At 34.2% G+C, this 559-nt stretch carries 1 protein-coding gene; it reads right to left on the bottom strand.

Features of this window, described 5'->3' with window-relative positions; genetic code table 11:
* On the bottom strand, positions 1-192 hold a 192-nt coding region (locus HMPREF9441_RS18700), incomplete at its 3' end, for a hypothetical protein (protein ID WP_147715966.1).
* Positions 193-559 lie beyond the last annotated feature (367 nt).

Raw genomic sequence — 559 nt, forward strand, 5'->3', positions numbered from 1 at the left:
AAAAGTAATTGTAACTGTTGAAGTTGCCGAAGGCAATGTAACAGTTACCGTCAGTGTTCCTGCTTCAAAATTTCTGTTAGCAAAGTGTACTGGGTCTTCAGCTAACGGTTGCGATAGCATAGACTGAGCAGATACCTTGCCCAGAGAAAATAATAATGCAATAAGCATTATCCTAAAAAATACATTTTTCATAGTCTATTTTATTTCTCTTTTATTCGCGTTTATTCATAACAAAGGGCGGCAAAGGTACGAGTTTTATACCTTTGCTGTCCTTCATTAAGATTGCTTTTTATTATGATATCATCAATAAAAAATTATTGTATATACCATAACTTATCCCTTTGTTTTATTGTATCATTTTCAAGGTGCAAAATTACAAAATATTTATCAATTAGCAAATAAAATTTATTAACTCTCAAATTTTATTTTTATCTTATTGGTAGTAGCATACGCTTGGCAGCTTAGTATATAGCCGTCGGCGACCTCTTTTTCGCTTAGGGTTTCATTCTTCGCCATTTTGGCTTACCCCTCCTCTACTTTGGCTACACAGCTGCTGCAC

The sequence above is a fragment of the Paraprevotella clara YIT 11840 genome, assembly GCF_000233955.1.
In the GTDB taxonomy this organism is placed as follows: Bacteria; Bacteroidota; Bacteroidia; order Bacteroidales; family Bacteroidaceae; genus Paraprevotella; species Paraprevotella clara.